This window comes from Micromonospora sp. NPDC001898 (assembly GCF_042891255.1).
Classification (GTDB): Bacteria; Actinomycetota; Actinomycetes; order Mycobacteriales; family Micromonosporaceae; genus Micromonospora.
This window is the reverse complement of the sequence record NZ_JBIATC010000006.1, coordinates 196128-213575: the sequence shown is the minus strand read 5'-3', so window position 1 is coordinate 213575 and position 17448 is coordinate 196128. Positions and strand designations below refer to the sequence as shown.

Annotated in this window: 25 protein-coding genes and 2 pseudogenes; 19 read left to right on the top strand and 8 right to left on the bottom strand. The window is 72.0% G+C overall.

What is annotated here, in order from left to right; all coding sequences use genetic code 11:
* Window positions 1-250 precede the first annotated feature (250 nt).
* Window positions 251-484, bottom strand: a complete 234-nt coding sequence (locus ACFYZF_RS16335) for a hypothetical protein (RefSeq protein ID WP_387020914.1) — start codon at window positions 482-484, stop codon at window positions 251-253.
* Between the two features lie 148 nt (window positions 485-632).
* On the opposite strand from ACFYZF_RS16335, the gene ACFYZF_RS16330 reads away from it, so the two are divergent.
* Both ACFYZF_RS16330 and ACFYZF_RS16325 read left to right on the top strand, forming a co-directional pair.
* Window positions 633-980 carry a hypothetical protein gene (locus ACFYZF_RS16330; RefSeq protein WP_387020911.1) on the top strand — a complete coding sequence of 116 codons (348 nt, stop codon included), beginning with the start codon at window positions 633-635 and terminating at the stop codon, window positions 978-980.
* Window positions 977-1177 carry a helix-turn-helix domain-containing protein gene (locus ACFYZF_RS16325; RefSeq protein WP_387020907.1) on the top strand — a complete coding sequence of 67 codons (201 nt, stop codon included), beginning with the start codon at window positions 977-979 and terminating at the stop codon, window positions 1175-1177. The genes ACFYZF_RS16330 and ACFYZF_RS16325 overlap by 4 nt, the downstream gene beginning before the upstream one ends.
* Window positions 1178-1261: 84 nt before the next feature.
* Here ACFYZF_RS16325 and ACFYZF_RS16320 read toward each other — a convergent pair whose 3' ends face one another.
* Window positions 1262-1438, bottom strand: a complete 177-nt coding sequence (locus tag ACFYZF_RS16320; protein ID WP_161684849.1) for a hypothetical protein — start codon at window positions 1436-1438, stop codon at window positions 1262-1264.
* A gap of 165 nt (window positions 1439-1603) precedes the next feature.
* Between ACFYZF_RS16320 and ACFYZF_RS16315 the strand changes: the two genes are divergently transcribed.
* The 13 genes from ACFYZF_RS16315 (at window position 1604) to ACFYZF_RS16255 (ending at window position 9457) form a co-directional block, all read left to right on the top strand.
* A complete protein-coding gene (locus tag ACFYZF_RS16315; protein WP_387020904.1) occupies window positions 1604-2311 on the top strand; it encodes an NUDIX domain-containing protein in 708 nt (235 codons plus the stop codon).
* Window positions 2312-2366: 55 nt separating this feature from the next.
* Window positions 2367-2522 carry a hypothetical protein gene (locus tag ACFYZF_RS16310; RefSeq protein ID WP_387020902.1) on the top strand — a complete coding sequence of 52 codons (156 nt, stop codon included), beginning with the start codon at window positions 2367-2369 and terminating at the stop codon, window positions 2520-2522.
* 3 nt (window positions 2523-2525) lie between these two features.
* Window positions 2526-2660 (top strand): hypothetical protein, encoded by a 135-nt coding sequence (locus ACFYZF_RS16305; protein WP_387020899.1) that lies wholly within the window; start codon window positions 2526-2528, stop codon window positions 2658-2660.
* Window positions 2657-2848, top strand: coding sequence for a hypothetical protein (locus ACFYZF_RS16300; RefSeq protein WP_387020897.1), 192 nt, complete (start codon window positions 2657-2659; stop codon window positions 2846-2848). The genes ACFYZF_RS16305 and ACFYZF_RS16300 overlap by 4 nt, the downstream gene beginning before the upstream one ends.
* Before the next feature lie 518 nt (window positions 2849-3366).
* Complete coding sequence (locus tag ACFYZF_RS16295; protein WP_387021567.1) at window positions 3367-4140, top strand: ABC transporter permease; 774 nt, start codon at window positions 3367-3369, stop codon at window positions 4138-4140.
* A complete protein-coding gene (locus ACFYZF_RS16290; protein WP_387020894.1) occupies window positions 4137-4301 on the top strand; it encodes a hypothetical protein in 165 nt (54 codons plus the stop codon). The genes ACFYZF_RS16295 and ACFYZF_RS16290 overlap by 4 nt, the downstream gene beginning before the upstream one ends.
* Window positions 4298-4726, top strand: coding sequence for a DUF3307 domain-containing protein (locus ACFYZF_RS16285; RefSeq protein WP_387020891.1), 429 nt, complete (start codon window positions 4298-4300; stop codon window positions 4724-4726). The genes ACFYZF_RS16290 and ACFYZF_RS16285 overlap by 4 nt, the downstream gene beginning before the upstream one ends.
* A gap of 89 nt (window positions 4727-4815) precedes the next feature.
* Entirely contained in the window at window positions 4816-5016 is a 201-nt protein-coding gene (locus ACFYZF_RS16280; protein ID WP_387020888.1) for a hypothetical protein, read from the top strand.
* Between the two features lie 90 nt (window positions 5017-5106).
* On the top strand, window positions 5107-5271 hold the full coding sequence (locus ACFYZF_RS16275; protein ID WP_387020885.1) for a hypothetical protein: 165 nt from the start codon (window positions 5107-5109) through the stop codon (window positions 5269-5271).
* An 88-nt stretch (window positions 5272-5359) separates the two neighbouring features.
* Complete coding sequence (locus tag ACFYZF_RS16270) at window positions 5360-7462, top strand: cell division protein FtsK (protein ID WP_387020882.1); 2103 nt, start codon at window positions 5360-5362, stop codon at window positions 7460-7462.
* Window positions 7463-7598: 136 nt separating this feature from the next.
* Entirely contained in the window at window positions 7599-7874 is a 276-nt protein-coding gene (locus ACFYZF_RS16265; protein ID WP_387020879.1) for a hypothetical protein, read from the top strand.
* A 329-nt stretch (window positions 7875-8203) separates the two neighbouring features.
* Complete coding sequence (locus ACFYZF_RS16260) at window positions 8204-9115, top strand: hypothetical protein (protein WP_387020876.1); 912 nt, start codon at window positions 8204-8206, stop codon at window positions 9113-9115.
* A 114-nt stretch (window positions 9116-9229) separates the two neighbouring features.
* Window positions 9230-9457: a hypothetical protein gene (locus ACFYZF_RS16255; protein WP_387021601.1), complete on the top strand. Its 228-nt coding sequence runs from the start codon at window positions 9230-9232 to the stop codon at window positions 9455-9457.
* 12 nt (window positions 9458-9469) lie between these two features.
* Here ACFYZF_RS16255 and ACFYZF_RS16250 read toward each other — a convergent pair.
* The 4 genes and pseudogenes from ACFYZF_RS16250 to ACFYZF_RS16235 all read right to left on the bottom strand — a co-directional run.
* Window positions 9470-9706 (bottom strand): annotated as a pseudogene (locus ACFYZF_RS16250) (pilus assembly protein CpaF); the annotation flags it as partial.
* Window positions 9703-10806 (bottom strand): septum site-determining protein Ssd, encoded by a 1104-nt coding sequence (ssd, locus tag ACFYZF_RS16245; protein WP_387020873.1) that lies wholly within the window; start codon window positions 10804-10806, stop codon window positions 9703-9705. The gene ssd and the pseudogene ACFYZF_RS16250, both read right to left, overlap by 4 nt.
* A 255-nt stretch (window positions 10807-11061) precedes the next feature.
* Window positions 11062-11769, bottom strand: coding sequence for an SAM-dependent methyltransferase (locus ACFYZF_RS16240; RefSeq protein WP_387020870.1), 708 nt, complete (start codon window positions 11767-11769; stop codon window positions 11062-11064).
* Window positions 11770-11989: 220 nt separating this feature from the next.
* Complete coding sequence (locus tag ACFYZF_RS16235) at window positions 11990-13123, bottom strand: epoxide hydrolase family protein (protein ID WP_387021564.1); 1134 nt, start codon at window positions 13121-13123, stop codon at window positions 11990-11992.
* Between the two features lie 74 nt (window positions 13124-13197).
* Between ACFYZF_RS16235 and ACFYZF_RS16230 the strand changes: the two genes are divergently transcribed.
* Window positions 13198-14154 carry a helix-turn-helix transcriptional regulator gene (locus ACFYZF_RS16230; protein WP_387020868.1) on the top strand — a complete coding sequence of 319 codons (957 nt, stop codon included), beginning with the start codon at window positions 13198-13200 and terminating at the stop codon, window positions 14152-14154.
* Window positions 14155-14172: 18 nt separating this feature from the next.
* Here ACFYZF_RS16230 and ACFYZF_RS16225 read toward each other — a convergent pair.
* Window positions 14173-14316 (bottom strand): annotated as a pseudogene (locus ACFYZF_RS16225) (IS5/IS1182 family transposase); the annotation flags it as partial.
* 85 nt (window positions 14317-14401) lie between these two features.
* On the opposite strand from ACFYZF_RS16225, the gene ACFYZF_RS16220 reads away from it, so the two are divergent.
* Window positions 14402-15286 carry an aminoglycoside phosphotransferase family protein gene (locus ACFYZF_RS16220; protein ID WP_387020865.1) on the top strand — a complete coding sequence of 295 codons (885 nt, stop codon included), beginning with the start codon at window positions 14402-14404 and terminating at the stop codon, window positions 15284-15286.
* Between the two features lie 147 nt (window positions 15287-15433).
* On the opposite strand, the gene ACFYZF_RS16215 is transcribed toward ACFYZF_RS16220, so the two are convergent.
* Entirely contained in the window at window positions 15434-15703 is a 270-nt protein-coding gene (locus ACFYZF_RS16215; RefSeq protein WP_387020862.1) for a hypothetical protein, read from the bottom strand.
* 509 nt (window positions 15704-16212) lie between these two features.
* Between ACFYZF_RS16215 and ACFYZF_RS16210 the strand changes: the two genes are divergently transcribed.
* Both ACFYZF_RS16210 and ACFYZF_RS16205 read left to right on the top strand, forming a co-directional pair.
* Window positions 16213-16437, top strand: coding sequence for a helix-turn-helix transcriptional regulator (locus ACFYZF_RS16210; RefSeq protein WP_387020860.1), 225 nt, complete (start codon window positions 16213-16215; stop codon window positions 16435-16437).
* A gap of 179 nt (window positions 16438-16616) precedes the next feature.
* Entirely contained in the window at window positions 16617-17369 is a 753-nt protein-coding gene (locus ACFYZF_RS16205; protein WP_387021562.1) for an SDR family NAD(P)-dependent oxidoreductase, read from the top strand.
* Window positions 17370-17448: the final 79 nt, after the last annotated feature.

Genomic DNA, 17448 nt, shown 5'->3' with positions numbered 1-17448 from the left:
TGGCCGGCGGCCCGGAGGGTGGCCGCGCCGACCGGGCCAGGATGCCCCGACGCGGGCCGGCCGCGACCCGGGCCTGTGGACGACGCGGCTGGCTGTGGATAACGCCCTGATCATGCCGGCGATGTGCTACGGCAGAGGAAAGCGCAATCCTGACCCGGCCCGCAGACGACTCGGCCCCGGCCTCCTGGTGGAGGTCGGGGCCGCAGTGCGTCCGGGGTGGGGCCGGCCGGGTGGCCGGCCCCGGGGCGGGTCAGACCAGGCGGCCGGTGCGGCGCATCACGACCCGCTGGCCGGTGTGGGTGGTCCGGACGGTGCGGGGGGCGGAGGGGGCGGCGGCGGAGCGGGCAGTGAGGAGGTGGTGGCGGGCGCCGGCCGGGCCGTCGAGATACCGGGCGGGGCGGCCGGTGGCCTGGATGGCGGGGAACATGATCGCGGCGCGGCCGTTGCGGATGCGCTCGGCGGTGATCTTGTCCTGCTTGGTCATCTCTGTCTCCCTCGGTCGGTGCTCCCTGCCTGTGCTCATAGACTAGCGCACGTGGTTGACGTTCGTCAACCAGGAATCCCTGATGAGCCGCCAATCTTCCCGCAAGTCTGGGTTGACGCCTGTCAACCGCGTCGGGTACGCTCATGGCATGACGGAGACGATGTACGTACGGTTCGGCGAGGCCCCCGAGAGCGGCCGTTCCGCCAACTTCGAAACCGACGCCACCGAGGCTGGCGTCTCCTGCTACCGCGCCGAGTGGCAGTCCACCGACCGCGACGTCATCTGCATCACCGTCGCTGACGAGGCGTCCGCGATGACCTCCCGCCTCCTGATGCAGGACCGACCGCTCTTCCTCATCGAGGGCACCCGGCTCGACGTCCTCGGCGGCGACCGCGAGCCGCTCCTGACCAACATCACCGCCTGCACCAAGCTGGACGGCGTCGAGATCATCAACTACTGCATCGAGGACGAGGACGACTTCGAGGACGAGGCATGAGCACCTCCCCGCCGCGCGACCCGAAGATCCCCGACCTCGTCTCCCTCCAGGAGGCCGCCGACATCCTCGGCATCAGCAAGCAGGCCGTGCACAAGCGCGTGGAGGCCAGCCAGCTGGTGGGTGCCCGGGTGGGCACGGCGTGGGTCTTCCGTCGTTCCGTCGTCGAGGCCGCCCGGCCCGCACCGGCCCCGGAGTAGGAACACGCTTTCCTGCCCCGTCCCTGCAACGCACTGCGCCCCCGCTCGGCTCCGGCCGGCGGGGGCGCTTTCGTGTGTCTGGGGTCAGGCGGGCGGCTCGGGACGCTCCGGCAGTTCGGCGTCGGGCTCCCGCAGGTACCAGGCAATGAAGCGGCGGAGCACCTCAGACCGGTTCGTGCCGGCGAGCTTCGTGCGCTCAGCGAACTGTCGCCATAGGTCGCTGGCCACGCGGAAGCTCTGGAGTGATGTCCCCTTGCTCACGGTCGGAAGGGTGTCATAACGGCGCGGGGGATTGGGGCTTGCGGGTGTCATAACACCCACTGTACGGTGGGTGTCATAACACCCACAAGCCCCAGAGACGGGGCAGCCCCCGACCAGCGATTCGAGCGCCGGTCGAGGGCCTAGGACGACTGACTGGAGTCGACCATGATCCGCATCTTCCACCACGACGCCCCGGGCGCGCAGCCCGGTGTCGAGTACACCGACCCGTCCGTCCTGGCCGGCATCGCCGCCGGGGCGTCCTGGGCGGACCCGACCATGGACCCCGCGACGATCGACTGGGCGAAGCGTCAGGCCCGCGCCGCGATTCCGTTCGAGGTGGTCGACGGCCGCCCGGTCAACCCGCACGCCCCCACCGGCACCCGCTACGGCCGGAACTGCCTGGGGCACTGGGGTGAGCAGCAGTGCGCCGACGCGATCGTCACCGCCACGACCCCCGGCGCTCACGGCGGATGGCCGTGGCTGCTGATGGTCGAGCGCGCCGACGGCCGCGGCTGGGCGCTGCCCGGCGGCTACGTCGACCCGGGCGAGGACACGCGCGACGCGGCCGTGCGGGAGCTGGCCGAGGAGACCGGCCTGACCGTCGACCGGACGCAGGCGTACTGCGTGATGCCGGCCCGCTACGTGCCGGACCCGCGCGCGTCGGACGAGGCGTGGATGGTCACCACGCCGGTCCTGCTCGACCTGGGCGAGCACCCCGGCGTGCTGCCGGACGTCGAGGGGCGCGACGACGCCCGCCGCGCCGCGTGGGTGCCGGCCGTCGACCTCGACTGCGTCGTCCGGCACCTCGCCGACGCCTACGGCGGCGGCGTCTTCGCCGCCCACCACCGGCTGCTCGCCGACGTCCTCGGCTGACCCGCGCCACCCCCTCCGCCCCTGACCACCCCTCATGCCTGAGGAGGTGCCCGCGATGGGTGCCCGCATCTCGCGCCTGGTCTGCCGCACGGTCGCCGTCTGCGCCCTGCTGGCTGGCCTGGCCGCCTACACCAACCACGTGACGCAGCCGTGCACGCGCGCCGAGATCGGCGCGGTCGGCATGTGTGTCCCGATCGCCCTGGAGGGCTGATCGATGCCCGACAACCGACCCGACAGCAAGCCGCTGCCGCTCTACGACTGGGCGAGCAAGCGGCCGACCCGGGACACCGCCGCCGCGAGCGAGCAGGTGCTCCGTGACGCCAGCAAGCCGAAGGAGTCCCGCCGATGAACAACGAACTGCTGATCGTCGCCGCCGTCGTCGGCCCGGTCCTGATGGCCGGCCCGCCCCTGGTGGCCGTGTGGCTGTGCGAGCGCCACGCCAACCAGTCCGCCGCCTCGATCCGGGCCGCGCACGCCACCCCGGCACCGGCGCAGACCCGGCCGGCCCCGGTCCGCATGAGGGAGCTGACCCGATGACCGCCCCGACCATCAACGGCACGAAGTACCCGCAGCCCGTCGACGCGCTGCTGCCCAAGGCCCGCGAGCTGGCCGCCGAGCTGGACGAGGTGCCGTCGCGGAACCGGCTGATGCGCGAGTTCCGGATCGGTGCGCCGAAGGCCGACGAGCTGCGCGACCTGCTCGCCCGGGAGCAGGTCCGTGACGCGCTCGGTCTCGACCAGGCCATCCAGGCCGGCTGGACCGTCGAGCAGGTGGCTGCCGCCTTCGACGTCGATCGGGAGCAGGCCGAGCGCGTGCACAGCGTCGTCGCCGGCGCCGGTGACCCCTGGGCCAACGCCGAGCCGGTCGCCGACGCCCGGCCGGTGCTGAATCAGGTGCTACGGGCGGTGGTCAATCGCGCCGAGGAGGGCGGGACCCTGCTCACGGCCGACGAGGTGGCCGCCGAGTACGGGATCACACGCCGGGACGTAGCCGAACTGGTCCACGCGGCGGCCGGTGTGGCGGTTCGGCGGCGGGCCGCCGGGCTGCCGACCGACCTGGATGACGACCAGGCCGACGAGTCGCCCGGTGACCCGTGGGCCCACGCCGAGCCGACCGTCACGGACCCGATCGACGTGCCCCTCGGACCCGCCGCCGACCCGGCGCAGACCCGGGTGTCCGAGCCGACCGAACCCGCCCCGGTCGCGCCCCCGGAGCCCGCCGCCGCGCCGGTCTCGCTGGCCGTCGACGTCGCCCCGGCTGAGGTGCTGACCCCGGCGGACACCCGGGTACGGTCCGCCGTCGAGCCCGCTCCGGAGCCCGCCACGGCCCTCCCGGCGGCTGACGTGTCGCCCGAGGTCACGCCGGTCGGTCACCCGGGCACGGACGCCCCGTCCGCGCCCCGTCGGCGGGCCGTCGCCTGGCCCGTGGTGCTGCTGGCGCTGCCGGCGTTCGTGGCGATCTGGTCCGGGTGGGTCGGCCTCGGCGGACTCACCGGGTTCGGCATCGTCCACCCGCTGCCGGGCATCTGGGACAGCCTCTCCATCAACTCGGCGATCACGCTGCCGATCGGCGTCGAGACCTACGGCGCGTACGCGCTCTACGTGTGGTTGTCCGGCCGGGTGCCCGCCCCGGCGCTGCGGTTCGCCAAGTGGTCCGCCCTCGGCTCGTTGATCGTCGGCGCGCTCGGCCAGGTCGCCTATCACCTGCTCGTCGCCGCTGGCGTCACGTCGGCCCCGTGGCAGATCACCACCGCCGTCGCGTGCCTCCCGGTCGCCGTGCTCGGCATGGGCGCCGCCCTGGCGCACCTGGTCCGTGAGGACGCTCGATGAGCGGCATCGTCCCCACCGACCTGCCCCCGGTCGCCGTCCTCGGCGGGAAGCCGTGGAAACGCGCCGAGTGGGCCGGTACCGGCAGTGCGCGACCCAAGCCCAGCCAGCAGGCCAGGCCGGCCGGCCGGACCACCAGCAGCCGGAAGGACGGCACCAGGTGATCCCCGCAGCCACCGCTGGCCTAGCCGCCGTCGCCGCCGTGTTCGTCGCCCTCTACGTGGCGCACCAGGTCGCCGACCACTGGGTGCAGACCCAGCACCAGGCCGACCACAAGGGCCTCCCCGGTTGGGCCGGCCGGTGGGCGTGCGCCGCGCACGTGGCCACCTACACCGTCACGGCGGTGCTCGCCCTGGCCGCGCTCGCCGCGGCGACCGGGTGGCGACCCGAGGTGGTGCCGCTGCTGGCCGGGCTCGCGGTCAGCGCGGTCAGCCACTACATCGCCGACCGGCGCACCCCGCTGCGGTGGCTCGCCGACCGGCTCGGGAAGGACCCGGCGTGGCTGGAACACGGCGGCGGGATGTACGCGCTCGACCAGTCCTGGCACATCGGCTTCCTGTTCGTCGCAGCCCTGGTCATCGCGGTCTGACCGCCCCCGTCGGGCGTCCGCCCATCACCGGGCGCCCGCGCGGAGGCCGCCAGACCCACTGGACGGCCACAACAGGAAGCGAGAAGCACATGAGGCAGGGACGACGAGGCGAGCTGTCCGGAATCTTCGGCGGCGTCGACGACAGCCGACAGGCGCGCGAGTTGGACGCCGAGGCCCGCCGTCACGACCAGGCCGCGCAGCGCCTCCCCGGCGGCCGGGACCGCGACGCCCGGCTCGCCGCCCGGGATGAGATCCGCCGGCAGGCCGACCAGCTCCGCAACCGCCGCTGACCCGCCCCGCGTGCCGCCGGCCCATCACCCGGCGGCACGCGGGAGCGGCCAGACCACCTGGACGCCACAACGACAGGAAGCGAGAAGCACATGCCCAGCAAGGACGAGAAGCGCGCCGCCATCGCCGCCCACCAGGCCGCCCGGAAGCACCTGAAGCAGGTCAGCAGCAAGACCCGGGACGTGAACGACGAGTACCTGAAGGCCAACGCCGCCGTCATCAAGGCGGAGAAGAACGTCCCCTGGTACCGCCGCTGACCTGACCGCGCACTGACCCGCAGCGGGGCCCGGCCGCCAGCACTTCAAGCCCGGCCGGGCCCCGCACCCAGCACGTGAGGACGACAGCATGACCGACCAGATTCAGCGTGACGGCCTCGCCCAGGGCGTGCCGCAGGACACCCACTTCGAGATCGAGCTGGACGACGAGCCCGACACCCGCAAGCCGGTGTACGTGGATGTCGTCAGCAAGGACGACGACCGGCGGCCCATCATCCCCGCCCAGTGGCGCGGCCCCGACAGCATCAAGGCCACCCTGCGCCGGAAGGCGGAGGTGACCGGCCACGTCGCCGCCTACCACGCGGTCCGATCGCCGAGATACGCCGCGCTGGCACTGGGCTGGTCCGTCGTCGGCGCCGCCCGTCTCACCGGCCGCCAGCTCCGCTGGTGGTGGGTCGCCGAGCAGGAACACCTGCGGCAGGAAGCGGCCACCCGCAACGACCCCGACACCTGGTCCCGGCTCACCCGGGAGGCCCGCGCCATCCGGCTGTACCGCGGCCTGGTCCTGGCCGGCGAGGGCGTGCTGCTGCTCATCACGCTCGGCCTGCTCGCCGCCGCGCCCGGGTGGATCGTCCTCGCCGCCGGTGGCGCGCTCGTGCCCGTCCTCGCCCACTACGGTCGCCCCAAGACTCGACCCATCATCCGCCCGGCCGTCGTCGCCCCGCGGTACCGCAAGCTCAACAGTGACATCGTCCTGCGCGCCTACTACGCCGCCGGCCTCGGCCACGCGGAGAAGCGCGACCAGCAGATCGAGTTCGGCGGGCCGATGTCCCGCGACCAGCGGGAAACCGGATCACAGGTGCTGGTGGACCTGCCGTACGGCAAGGGCTGGCCTGATGTCGTCGGCGCCAAGGAGCGGCTCGCCTCCGGGCTCGACGTGCACGAGAACCAGGTGTTCCTGACCCGCGATAAGTCGTCGAACCGACGCCACATGCTCTTCGTCGCCGACCGCGACCCCCTGGCTGTGCCGGTCGGCCGGACCCCGCTGCTGGACTGCAAGCCGCGCACCATCTGGCGGCCGGTGAAGTTCGGCAAGGACGAACGGGACAGGCTCGTCGAGCTGATGCTGATGTGGACGTCGGTGCTGGTCGGTGCGCAGCCCCGCAAGGGCAAGACGTTCTCCGCCCGGCTGCTGGCCCTGCACGCCGCCCTCGACCCGTGGGTGAAGCTGATCGTCGTCGACGGCAAGAACAGCCCCGACTGGGACAAGTTCCGGCTGGTCGCGCACCGGATCGTCTTCGGCACCCACCCGAATCCGCGTGACAACGACCCGGTGGAACACCTGCTCGCCGCCCTGCGGGAGATCCTCAAGCACATCGACAGGGTCAACCAGGTGCTGTCGCAGCTCCCGGCTGATGTCTGCCCGGAAGGCAAGCTCACCGAGGAGCTGGCATGCGACCCCCGGTATCCGGACCTGCGGGTGTGGCTGCTGGTGATGGAGGAGTTCCAGGTCTACTTCGAGACCGAGGACCAGGACACCAACAAGGAGATCGCGGCGATGCTGTCGCGGATCCTCGCGACCGGCCCGTCCGCCGGGGTGATCCTGCTGTCGTCGTCGCAGAAGCCGTCCGGGGTGGGCGCCGGGGACGTCGGCCGGTTGTTCAACCGGTACCGCGACAACCACGCGGCCCGGTTCGCGTTGAAGTGCGGCAACCGGCTCGTCAGCGAGGCCGTGCTCGGCGGCGACGCGTACGCCGAAGGGTTCGACGCGTCCAGCCTGCCCGTCGGCGACGAATACCGCGGAGTCGGCTACCTGTACGGGGTCACCGACGACACCCCGACCGTGCGGACGTTCCTGGCGACCCACGTCGACGCCGAACGGATCCTGCTGGCCGCCCGCGCCCACCGGGAACGCGCCGGCACCCTGTCCGGGGAGGCCGCGGGCGAGGAGGTCGCCCGGGAGGCCCGCGACGTGCTCGGCGACGTCCGGAACGTGTTCTACGCCGGGAAGGCCACCATCTCGTGGCCGGCGCTCGCGGCTCGGCTGCGCGAGGTCTACCCGGAGGCGTACGCCGACATCACCCCTGACGCGATCTCCGCGATGGTCCGCAAGCTCGGCGTGAAAGGCAAGTCGGTGAAAGACGCGGACCACTTCGACAAGGGCGTCGGCCAGGGGTGCGACAAGGCGTCGATCGAGGCCGCAATCCAGCGCCGGGCGATCGGATCCCGGTAGCACGCGTCCTGCTACCGGTAGCACGGCTGCTACCCGGCTGCCGCTACCCGCCGAGGCCCGCGACCTGCGGATACCTCGGCGGGTAGCACGTAGCACCACCGCCGCTCAGACCCCCGAAACCGCCCCTGGAGGCCTCGTGAGACCCCTGATCGCCGCTACCGCTACCCAGGAGCACCCCATGCCGTGGGGCTGGCTCCTGGGCGCTCTCCTGCTCGCCGCTGTCGGGTACGCCGGGTCGTGCTGGTGGTGGCCGTTCGCCCGCTGCCGGCGCTGCGACGGCCGCGGGAAGTTCACCCGGGCCGACTCGAAGGTGTGGCGGACGTGCCGCCGCTGCAAGGGCTCCGGCTCCCGGCTGCGCGCCGGCCGGAAGGTGTGGAACCGGTTCGCGAAGGTGCGCCGCGACGCCCACTGACCCGAGACGTCAAGCAGGCCGGCTACTCATCACGAGCAGCCGGCCTGCTCATTCTCGACACGCCCGAGCAGGAAACCGTTTCGCGTTATCTGCACAGTCGGGAGATTCCGCCGCGAAGCGCCCCGGTGCTCCATAGTAGATCCACTCAACCCGGCCGAATCGACTTTGATCACCGTAGCTGATCGAACATGCCGCGTCGCCACGCGTGCATTTCTCGCACGCATGTACGAAGATGGCGATCTGCATGGAAGAGGATCATGCTTGCGGCGCGGCAAGGTATCCATAACCGTAGGCAGTTCCGTGGATCACACCTGGGGGAGGTGTTGGCCATGACCCGCACCCTTCGACGCTGGCTCCTGGCCGGCACCATCACCGCCGCCGCCTGGGCCGGCCTCACCGCCCTCGACAGCGCCGCACACGCAGACGACCAGCCGGCCACCGCCGCCGAGCAGCCAGGGGAACTGCTCGACCTGCCCGGCCAGATCGGCGACACCGTCGAGGCCGTCGTCGACCAGGTGCTGCCCGAGCCGACACGGGAGCCCGACCCGCCCGCCGACGACCCGGCACCCGCCCCCGACCCCATCATCGACATCCCTCCGGCCGAACTGCCCCCGGTCGTCATCGAGGTCCCGCCCGCCCCGCCGGTCGACATCCCGCCCGTCGTGATCTCGGTGCCGCCGATCGTCGTGGACACCCCCGTGGTCGACGTGACCACCCCGCCCGTCACCGTCGAGGTCACCCCGACGCCGACCGCGCCCGCACCGGCCCCGCCGACCAGCACCCCGCCGGCCGTCGAGCCGCCCACCACCCTGCCGGCGACCGACGCGAGCCCGCTGCCCGGCGGTGAGGCCGTCACCGCACCGCCAGCGCCCGCCGAGCCCGTGGCCGCCGACGAGCCGGACCGGGCCGCGCCTGCCGCCCGCTGGACCGCCGTCGACCCGGCCCCCTGCTCCGCCCGCCCCGCCCGGCCGGCCCACGACCGAGGCCCACTGGCCGGCACCCCGGGCCTACCCACCCTCGCGACGGCCGGCACCGGCTGCCCCGGCACGCCCGGAGGCCCCGGCGTCGAGCAGATCACCAGCCTCACGGTCAAGCCCCCGCGGGGCGGCATCGAGCTGCTGATCGCGGAGGCGGCCAGGGCCGCCATCGATCACGCCCTCGCCCGCCTCGGCCAGCTCCGCCCCCGGTCCGATATCCCGGCCGCCGGGCCCGCGCAGCACATCGACCCGCGGCCTGCCTAATCCGGCCCGCACCCGCCCGCCCGGGTGGGCACGCTGCCGGCTGCCCGTCGGAGGCCGCCGGTTCCCCAGACCTATCCCTGTTCCACCAGCACGCCTGCACTGAGGAGCCGCACCATGCACAGCACCATCGGCCGTGCCGCCGCCGCCCTAGCCTCGTCCCTGCTCGCTGGCCTGATCGTCTACTCCATCCGCCGGGCTCAGACCGCCCGAGGGGCCGCCGTTTCGCCACCCATGATCGGCGACGTCATCCCGCTGCTGCCGATCCTGGACCGGGAGACCGCCGATGCCGTACGGCGCATCCGCCGCCGGCTGGCCAGCGGCACCTACCAGCGGGAGGCCTGAGGGACATTCGACTACCAGCACGTCGGTCACCTCGGGGTCAGCGAGCAGGGGCGCCAACGGACCCGCGCCGACGAGGTCGTCGTGCACCCGGCCGGCGATCCGGAGCACGGCGGTGTCGCCGAGGACCGCCGCGGCGGGCTCGGCGCGTACGGCGGAGACGACGGCGGCCGGGGTGACCGGGGTGTCCGCGACGGCGAAGCGCTGGCGTACCCGGCTCGAAAGCTCCTCGCCGCCGGGAGGCGCGGTCATGCCGCGCCCGAGGCGGGCAGGCCGGTCAGCTCGCCGACGATCCGCTGGCAGAGCGCGGCGAGCGGGCCACGCCCGTCGGCGGCGGGCGCCTCCCCCCGTTCCAGCCCTCGGCACAGGCCCGGCTCCGGTCGCAGCGTCCCGGCCAGCGGCAGCCCCAGGGAGCGGGCCACCTCGACGGCCTTCAGCCGCCCCGGGGCCGGGCCGCGTACGACGACGGAGAGTTGGGCGCAGTGCGGCGCGGCGGCGGCGACCACCCGGGCCGCCGCCGCAGTGGCCCGCAGCTCGGCCGGCACGACCAGGAATGCCTGGTCGGCGGCCTGCAACGCGAGCACGGCCGGGTCGTCGAGGTGTCGGGGCACGTCGGCCACGACGAAGTCCCGCCCCCGGCGGGCCGCCTCCAGGGTGGCCGCCATCGCCGGGGCGGGCAGGGCCAGCAGGTCACCCCGGTCCCAGGAGAGCACCACCAGGTCACCCCGGCTGGGCAGGGCCCGGACCAGCGCCGGCGGGTCGACCCGACCGTCGGCGTCGGTGAGCGCCGGCCAGCGCAGCCCCTCCAGTTGCTCCCAGCCGAGCACCAGGTCCAGCCCGCCGCCGAGCGGGTCGACGTCGACGAGGAGGGTGCGCAGCCGGGCCCGGGCGGCGGTGACGGCCAGCCCGCCCGCGAGGATGCTCGCCCCGGCGCCACCCCGCCCGCCGAGCACCGCGACCACCCGGGCCACGCCGTCGCCGGCGCGGTCCGGCGCGCACTCGGCGAACCGGTCCACCAGCCACGGCTCGGCGGCCGGGAGGACGGCGACGTGCTCGGCCCCGATCAGCTCGGCGATCTCCCAACCGGGGTCGAGCTGCCCCGAGCGGCCCACCAGGACCATCCGTGGCCGGCGCGGCAGCCGCGCCCGCAGGCACGCCTGGGCCTGGTCGTCGCCGACCAGCACCAGGGGCGCCGGTGTCCACCGGGACCTGGCTGCGGCCGGGTCGGCGGCCACCTCGACCTCGGCGCCGCCTGCGGCGGCCAGCCGGAGCAGGTCGTCGAGGAGGTCGTCGTCCGAGGTCACCAGCAGGGGCAGCCGCCGGTGCGGTGGGAGCGAGGTACGGGGTGGCATCGCGGCCTCCAGCAGTCGGGCTCGGGGGTGCTGCCGGAAAGCGTGCCGGGAACCCGGCAGTCTCCGCCGGTGGCGCACACCCGCCTGTGGACAGCCGAGGCCACTGTGGACAACGCCCCGTAGGCGAGTCGATCTGCTATGGCGCTGCGCTCCGGAGCAGGTGGGCGGGCATCAACGCCGACCAGCGGGCGCACCGGCGAAATCGTCGGCTCGGAAAGACAAGGGCACGTGTCGCTCGGTATCGGCGGCTGGTGGTCAGGCAGGTGCCAGGATCAGCCATCCGAAGCCGACCACGTCGCGGTACCCGTTGAGGTATTCGTCGCGCCGCTGATCAGCGAAATCGCGTGCCTCCCGCGTGCCGAGGCGTTCGATTCCGGCACGCCAGTCGGACTCGAAGTCGTCCCACTCGGCGAGGGTGGAGACGGACACATGCAGGGGCCGGAACCCTGCGTCCACGGCGAGTTGGGCCAGGGTCGCCAGGTCGGGCAGGTCACCGAAGGTCTCCCGGACCTGGTCGCCGGGGCTGGCCTGGTAGAAGCCATCAGCGAACAGCAGCTTGCCGCCGGGCACGGTGAGACGGTGCAACGCCGCGAGGGCGTGCGCGGCACCGCCCCAAATCTGGCTGGCTCCGACGTTGACGACGAGGTCGGCGGGTCGGTCCCAGGTCGCGGCATCCGCGCTGTGGTACGTGACCCGGGCGGACGCTCCCCTCTCCGCCGCGTGCAGCCGAGCCCGTTCCACGCCCTCGCCACGATCGACGCCGTGGCCGGCGATGCCGTGGGCCTCACACAGCCGCAGGAGCAACTCGCCGTTGCCGCAGCCCAGGTCCAGGGCACGCCAGTCGGCCCCGGTGGGAACCAGCCGTCGGATCAGGTCAGTCACCCGACCCTCGCTCAGCGGCGCGTTGTAGGTCAGGTTGGCCGCGGCAGCGGCCAGGTACGTCTTGGCGTCCTGGTCGGTCACCGGCACACGGTACGCGTGTCCCGACTGCCCCGGGGAACGTCGAAGGCCCCGGCCGTGGCCGTCGCTTCCAGCCAGGGTGTCCACGCGTGGCCGCCGACGGCGACCGTCCCGATGGTCAACAGCGGTTCGCCCTCCAGGATCTCTCCGACACGCTGCGCCTGATCGTCGAGTTCCTGGCGTTCGGCACCGTCCCGTCCCGTCCCGTCCTGTCCGGTTGCGGTCAGCGGAGCGGGCGGAAGAACTTCCGCACGTCGCCAACCAGGAGGTCGGGTGCCTCCAGTGCGGCGAAATGGCCGCCACTGCTGAACTCGCTCCAGTGCACCACGTTGTGGTCGCGTTCGGCGAGGGGACGGAGGGTGATGTCGTTGGGGAACACCGCCACCCCGGTCGGGACCGGTGACCTCGGGCTGGCCTGGCCCCAGGTGCGGGCGTCCTCGTAGTAGATCCGGGCGGCGGATCCGGCGGTGCCGGTCAGCCAGTACACCGAGACGTCGGTGAGGATCAGGTCACGGTCGATGGCGTCCTCAGGCAGGCCGGCGCTCGGGTCGGTCCACTCCTTGAACTTCTCGACGATCCACGCGAGCTGACCGACCGGCGAATCGGTGAGGGCGTAGGAGATCGTCTGCGGCCGGGTCGACTGGACGATGGCGTACCCGGACATGTCCCGGCCCCAGGTCGTCATGAACGCGAGGCGGGCCTGGTCGGCCTCGGTGAGGCCGGCCAACTCGGCCGGATCGCCGGAGGGGAAGGTGCCCAGGTTGTTGACGTGCACCCCGATCACATGGTCGGAGTCGATCCGGCCGAGCTCCGGGGTGATGATCGCTCCGGTGTCGCCGCCCTGGGCACCGTAGCGGTCGTAGCCGAGGCGCTTCATCAGCTCGGCCCATGCCTGGGTCACCCGGCTGGTGCCCCATCCGGGTGCGGCGAGCGGGGTGGAGAAGCCGAAGCCGGGCAGGGACGGGGCCACGACATGGAAGGCGTCGGCGGGATCGCCACCGTACCGGGCGGGATCGGTCAGCGGGCCGATGATGTTCATGAACTCCACGACCGAGCCGGGCCAGCCGTGGGTGAGGATGAGCGGCACCGCTCCCGGCTCGGGCGAACGAACGTGCAGGAAGTGCACCTTCTGTCCGTCGATCTCGGTCGTGAACTGGGGGAACTCGTTCAGCCGAGCCTCATGGGCGCGCCAGTCGTACTCGGTGCGCCAGTAGTCGGCCAGATCCTTCAGATAACCCAGCGGCACCCCTGCCTCCCAGCCCGTGGCGGGCGACTCGTCCGGCCAACGGGTGGCGGCGAGCCGCTGGCGCAGGTCGTCGAGGCGGTCCTGGGGAATTTCGATCCGGAACGGGGTGATCTGTTCGCTCATGAACATCACACTACGGGCGAGCTAGGACAGCTCCGGCCCTAGCTTCCTGGCAGACTCGGGCCATGTTGGAAACCTCCGCCCGGTTGCTGCGGCTACTCGGGCTGCTACAGACACCCCGCGAGTGGTCCGGCGCCGAGCTGGCGCAGCGCCTTGAGATCGACGTACGGACAGTGCGCCGCGACATCCAGAAGCTGCGTGACCTCGACTACCCCGTGCACGCCACCCCCGGCGCTGCCGGCTACCGGCTCGGCGCGGGAGCGAAGCTCCCACCGCTGCTTCTCGACGACGACGAGGCCGTCGCTGTCGCCATCGGGCTGCGCACCGCCGCCGGCGGCACAGTCGCCGGCATCGAAGACACCTCGCTACGCGCGTTGGCCAAGCTCGAACAGGTCCTGCCGTCGCGCCTACGGCACCGGGTCAACCTGCTGCACTCGGTCACCGTCACGGTCCCCGCCACCGGCCCCACCGTCGACCCGGACGTGCTGGTCGCCATCGCCGCAGCCTGCCGCGACCACCAGAGGCTCCGCTTCGACTACCGTCGCCACGACGGCACCTCGTCGGTACGCGACGCCGAACCCCACCGGCTCGTCCACAGCGGACGGCGCTGGTACCTCATCGGTTGGGACACCGACCGAAGCGACTGGCGCACCTACCGCGTCGACCGGATCCAGCCGCGCATCCCGACCGGACCCCGATTCACGCCACGACAGGCACCCGACCCCGACTTCGCCACGTACCTGGCCCACGGCGCGTCCACCGCCTCCTACCGCTACCAGGCCAAAATCACTTTGTACGCCTCGGCGGAGGCCGCCGCCGAACGAATCGCGCCCACCGTCGGCGTCATCGAAGCCATCGATTCGGATACCTGCATGCTGCACACCGGGTCGAACTCCCTGGACGAGATCGCCGTCTACGTCGCGCTGTTCGGCTTCCGCTTCCGCATCCACGAGCCACCCGAGCTGGTCAGCCACATCCGAGGCCTCGCCGCCCGACTGACCGACGCCGTCGAGGATTCCTGAGCAGCGTGATGGCGGCCGGCCCGCGTAGCGATTCGCTTCGACGTGGTGCAGGACGAGGATGGCCTGCACGATTGCGGCGGCGCGGCGGGGACAGCAGCGCAGCTTGGCCAGGATCTTCCAGGTCTTGAGCGTGACGATGGCTCGTTCGCCACGAGCGCGGATCCTCTACAAGCGGTCGATCCGGCGCACGGTTCGGCGTGGCCCGATCTCGATTGACGGATGATCGAGCGGGTTCTACGGTCGCGCGATGCGACCTGGAGAGATCGTCGTCGTTGTCGAGCAGGTACGCGCTCTGATCGACGAGCAGTTCCCCGAGTGGTCGGACCTGCCGATCGTTGCGCAGCCGTTGAACGGCACCGACAACGCGCTGTTCCGGCTGGGTGACTCCCTGACCGCACGGCTGCCGCGGGCGCAGTGGGCGGTCGACCAGGTGGCGACCGACACGACCTGGCTGCCGCGTCTGGCGCCGCATCTTCCGGTGTCGGTGCCGGTGCCGATCGCGGTTGGCCGGCCGGGCGGGGACTATCCGTGGCCGTGGACGGTCGTCCCGTGGCTGGACGGGCGTAATCCGGAAGCCGGGCAGGACCTCGTCGACCTCGCCGTCGACCTCGCCGGCTTCGTGCGCGCGATGATCGCGATCGACCCGATGGGCGGGCCGGTCAAGGAGGGGATTCAGCGCGGCGTACCTCTGGTGCAGCGGGACGAGCTGACCCGCCGGTCGATCGCGGCGCTGGGCGCCCGGATCGACGGGCGGGCGGTGACCGCGGCGTGGGACGAGGCGATGGCGGCGGACGAGTGGCCCGGACCGCCGGTATGGCTGCACGGTGATCTCCTGGAAGGCAACCTGCTGGTCGACCGGGGCAGGCTCACCGGGGTGATCGACTTCGGCGGTCTCGGCCGCGGCGATCCGGCGGTCGAGGTGCGGCCGGGCTGGAGCCTGTTCGATGCCCGCGCGCGGGCCGCCTACCGGGAGGCGCTCGGGTTCGACGAGGCGACCTGGGTGCGGGGGTGGGCCTGGATGCTGTCGGGGTCGCTCTACTGGCTGGCGGACCTGTGGGACTCGATCAGCGAGGACAACCGCGAGGACACCATCCGCTACATCGACTACATCGTGCGTCACCGCCACGACTGACCTGAGGTGCCGCTGCGAGCAGCATGACCGCTGTCTTACCTGGAGCCTCGCCTTCATCGATCTCCGGGCTCGCCGCATCCACCCTGAGCTGCGAGATCAGCTTGGAAAAGGCCTAATGACCCCGTGCGGGTGTACCCCCGCACCCGCTCAGGCCCTCATATGCGATCTGGGTCGCCTCGGTTGCATGACGGGGGCGATTCGTCGTTGCACGATCAAACCCGCCGGCTGGACGAAGATCTCCCGACGGGCAACGGCCTCGCCCTTGGCATCGAGCTGGTACCCGTCGAGCCAAACCCAGCCGTCGTAGGTGATCAGGTCAGTCCGAACCTTGATCAATCTGAACATCATCGGCCTGACGAACTGGACGCTACATACGGCGGTTATGTACAGGACGTCGCCGGCCTTGAGTTCGATCATCGGCGAGGGCCGTACCGACGCCAGGCGGTGGTCCGGTTCTTGGCCGCCCGAACCAGAGGACACCAGCCGCTCGGGCCGCAAACGGCGCACCGGCGGTGCCTGTGCCAATCGAGCGTGTGCCAGGCGGCCCGTATCAACAGGGGCAGCCGACGCGCGGTCACTTCGCCCCCGCCCGGCAAGACCCAGCAGCGCGGGCGAGGTCAAGCCGGTCCCTGCCCCTCCAGAGCCACGACACGCAAGAGTCCCACCGAAAGTCCTGGCGCAGCTTCACGAGTTCGAGGTTCCGGGCGTCGTGCAACCTCATCGATGCCTCCCACGGGGTCCGGTTTCTGCGGCACCCCGGCCCGCCGGGCTCCGCCTCCACCAGACCGGGGGTACCGCGCCACCGATCACACACCCTCCATCGCCCCCCTGTCAACACAGGCAGGCCTGAAAAGGCGGACCTCTTCGAGCAGGTCGCTTAAGTCGGACCGTTTTGGGTAGGTCAGCGCATGCCTACCGTCATTCGCATGGGTGAGCCGGAGGTCCCGGGACCGCTCGTCGGTCCAGGCGAGATCATGGACATGCTCGGCGTGAGCCGGTCGCGGTTCAGACAGATCATCATGCAGCCGCATTTCCCGCGCCCGTTCCAGACTCTGCAGGCCGGTTCGGTGTGGCTGCGATCCCAGGTCGAGGCGTACATCCGGGACTACCGCCGTCCCCGGCCGCCAGCGGACGAGGACGCCCCGGGCTGACCAAACGCCCCCGTACAGGAGGCGGCGGCATCGGGTGGAAGTAAGGGCCGGAGGCCGCCCGCAGGGCAGTCGCGCAGCCCACTGGGCCGCAGTACTGGGACCTGGCTCAGCAGGGCCAGCGGGCGCGGGCCCTGTGGAAGGATCCGGCCATGAACCCCTTCGCTGCACCACTGGACGGCATGAGCACCTTGGTGATCGGAGGTGGAGGCGAAGGCATCGGGCGCGCGATCTCACGTGCCTTCGCTGCGGCCGGCGCAGCCGTCGCCGTCGCCGACGTCGATCCGGACCGGGCACATGATGCCGTTCATGAGTTGACAGAGTCTGGTGCCCGCGCGGTTCCGCTCGTCGGTGACGTGCGCTCGCGCTCGGATCTGGACGGGTTCGTCACCCGCACCACCGACGAGTTCGGTCGGCTCGACACACTGGTGACCGTCGTCGGAGGGCAGGTCGCGTTCGTACCCGCGGTGCGCCTGCACGAGATGGACGACGACGACTGGGATCTGGCGTACGAGATGAACCTTCGTTATGTGGTGCGCGCGGCCCGGGCTGCCATCCGTGTCTTCCTGTCCCAAGGCGACGGCGGGTCCATCGTCAGCGTCGGGTCCGTCGCGGGGGTCATGGCCGCACCCATGCAGGCTGGCTACGGTGCTGCCAAGGCCGGGCTCGCCAGCCTCGCCAAGACCGTCGCTGCTGAGTACGCCGGCGACGGCATCCGCATGAACGTGGTGGCCTGCGGTGCCATCGCAACGGCGGCGGCGAATTCCGCCCAGCGCACCGCGGAAGTCCCTGAGATTCCAATGGGTCGAATCGGCGTCCCTGACGATGCCGCCGCGGCAGCGGTCTACCTGGCCTCTCCGCTTGCGGCCTACATGACCGGGCAGAGTCTCGTCGTCGATGGAGGGGTCACTGTACGTGGCCCGTTCGCAACCTAGACATGGAGGCGCGGGCGGCGGTCACGGGAACGCATCGGCGACGCCGGGTCAGGAAACCGTCACGCGTTACCTGAGCATC